Genomic DNA, 3,074 nt, shown 5'->3' on the forward strand with positions numbered 1-3,074 from the left:
TCGACCATCAATGCTTCGAGCATCGACGGCACCACGTGCAGGGTCGTCACGGACTGCTCGGTCAGGAGCCGGTTCAGATAGGCCGGATCGCGATGACCGTCCGCCGACGCGATGACCACACGCCCACCGGACACGAGAGCCGACCAGAACTCCCACACCGACAGATCGAAGGTCGCCACCGTCTTCAACAGCACCGCATCGTCGCTGCCGAGACCGAAATGCTCACGCTTCCACAGCAACTGGTTGACGATCGCCGCGTGCGGCACCGCCACACCCTTCGGCCGGCCCGTCGAACCCGACGTGAAGATCACGTACGCGGTGTTCGTCGCACGCAGCGGCGCGATGCGCTCGGTATCGGTCACCGGCGCCGCGGACAACTCGGACAGATCCAGGCTGTCGAGGAACAGGGTGGGGACAGACTTCTCCCCCGGTGCCGTGAACTCGTCACGCTCGGTGGACAGGATCACCACCGGAGCAGCCGTGTCGAGAATGTACGCGTTGCGATCGTCCGGCTGATCCGGATCCACCGGCACGTACACACCACCGGCCTTGACCACCGCATACATACCGACCAGCAACTCGACCGAGCGACGCATCGCCAGCGCCACCGTCGACTCCGGACCCACACCCTCCGAGATCAACCTGCGCGCAAGACGATTGACACGCGCATCGAACTCGGCATAGGTCAGCGACTCGCCCTCGAACACCAACGCCGTCGCATCCGGCACCCGCGAAACCTGCTCGTCGAACAGATCCACCAGGGTCGCCGAGGCGGTGGGGTGCGTGGTGTCGTTCCACGCCTCGAGCACTCGCGCGGTTTCCGCGGTGTCGAGGAGGGGCAGATCGCCGACCGGCAGGGCCGGGTCGTCGACCACGGCGTCGAGCACGCGGATGAACCGCGCGGCGAACTCCGCGACCGTCGATTCGTCGAACAGGTCGGTCGCGTAGGTGAAGTAGCCGGTGATGCCCGTGGGCGTGCCGTCGTCGCTGTAGCGATCGGTGACGATCAGGTGCAGGTCGAACTGCGAGATCTCCATGTCGGTGTCGAGACCGGAGATGGTGAGACCGGGGAGTTCGAGTGCGGCCTGCGCGAGGTTCTGGAACGACAGACCCACCTGGAACAGCGGGTGCCGTGCCGTGGACCGTGCGGGGTTGAGTACCTCGACGAGCCGCTCGAACGGCACGTCGGCGTTCGCGAACGCGCCGAGGTCGGCCTCACGGGTCCGTCCCAGCAGTTCGGTGAACGACGCGTCCGAATCGACGTGGGTCCGGAACACCAGCGTGTTGACGAACATGCCGATCAGGTCGTCGAGCTCGCGCTCGCCACGACCGGCCATCGGCGTGCCGATCGCGATGTCGTCGCTCGAGGACATGCGTGCGAGGAACACCGCGAGCGCGGTGTGCAGCACCATGAACATCGTGGTGTTCGTGCGCCGGTCGAGGTCGGCGAGGCGCCGGTGGAGTTCGGCCTCGACCGTGAAGTCGACGCGGCCGCCCCGGAACGACTGGACCGCGGGACGCGGCCGGTCGCTCGGGAGATCGAGCTGGTCGGGCAGGCCGGCGAGAGCCTGCTTCCAGTACTCGACCTGCTTGGCGGCCAGCGATTCCGGATCGTCCTCGTCGCCGAGCACCTCGCGCTGCCAGATGGCGAAGTCGGCGTACTGCACCGACAGCGGCTCCCACACGGGGGCGTCGCCCTGCGAGCGCGCGACGTAGGCCGTCATGAGGTCGCGCGTGAGCGGCCCCATCGACGAGCCGTCGGCGGAGATGTGGTGGACCACGAACGCGAGGACGTAGTCGGATTCGCGGACCCGGAACAGTCGCGCGCTCAGCGGCACGGCGGTGGTGACGTCGAAGATCGTCGCCGCGAGTTCCTGGACGGCGACGACGATGTCCTCCTCCGGCACGTCCACCGGGGTGAGGTCGGGAACCGTCTGCGCGGCCGGAACGATGACCTGGACGGGACCGTCCTCGGTCTCCGGATAGAAGGTGCGCAGCGATTCGTGACGGGCCACGACGTCGCCGACGGCGGCCTGCAGCGCGTCGACGTCGAGATCGCCGGTGAGCCGGATCGCGATCGGCACGTTGTAGGCCGACGATTCGGTGTCGAAGCGGTTGAGGAACCACATGCGCTGCTGCGCGAGCGACAGCGGGATGCGTGCGGGCCGCTCGACGGCTTCGAGAGGCCGGCGGTCGTCGCCGCGCTGCGACTCGACCGCACCGGCGAGCGATTCGACGGTGGTGTTCTCGAAGAGGGCACGCACCGGAACCTTCGCGCCGAGTGCGGCTCCGAGCCGGGAGGCCACCTGGGTGGCGAGCAGCGAGTTGCCGCCGAGTTCGAAGAAGTCGTCGTCGAGACCGACCCGTTCGACGCCGAGCACCTCGGCGAAGACCGCGGCGACGGCCTGCTCGGCCGGCGTGACGGGGGTCCGGAACTCACGGGTCTCGAAGACCGGCTCGGGCAGGGCCCTGCGGTCGAGCTTGCCGTTGACGTTCAGCGGCAGCGCGTCGAGCGTCACGAACGCCGACGGCACCATGTACGACGGCACCTGCGTCGCCAGTTCGCTCCTGACCGTCGCCACGTCGAGGGTGTCGGCTTCGATGGGTACGACGTACGCAACCAACTGGGTGCCGACCCGCTCGTCCTCACGGGCGATGACCGCGACATCACGCAGCACATCGATCGCACGCAGGGCGGATTCGATCTCACCGAGCTCGATACGGAACCCACGCACCTTCACCTGGAAGTCCGTGCGCGACAGGTAGTCCAACTGCCCGTCGCGGGTCCAGCGCACCAGGTCGCCCGTACGGTACAGACGCTCCCCGTCACCGAACGGCGAGGCGACGAACCGCTCCGCGCTCAGATCCGGGCGCCCGAAGTAACCACGTGCGAGCTGCGCACCGGCCAGATACAACTCGCCGGCGACGCCGGCCGGAACCGGATGCAGACGCTCGTCGAGCACGTAGACACGGGTGTTCCACTCGGGCACACCGATCGGCACCGACGCACCGGAGGTGTCGGTGACATCACCGGCGGTGACGGACACCGCGGCCTCGGTCGGGCCGTACAGGTT

At 68.0% G+C, this 3,074-nt stretch carries 1 protein-coding gene; it reads right to left on the minus strand.

Translation table 11 applies throughout. From position 1 onward, the window contains the following. Window positions 1-3,074: condensation domain-containing protein (locus tag ACLBYD_RS30500; RefSeq protein WP_447819377.1), on the minus strand; the 3,074-nt coding region annotated here is incomplete at both ends.

Source organism: Rhodococcus sp. C26F (assembly GCF_053345925.1).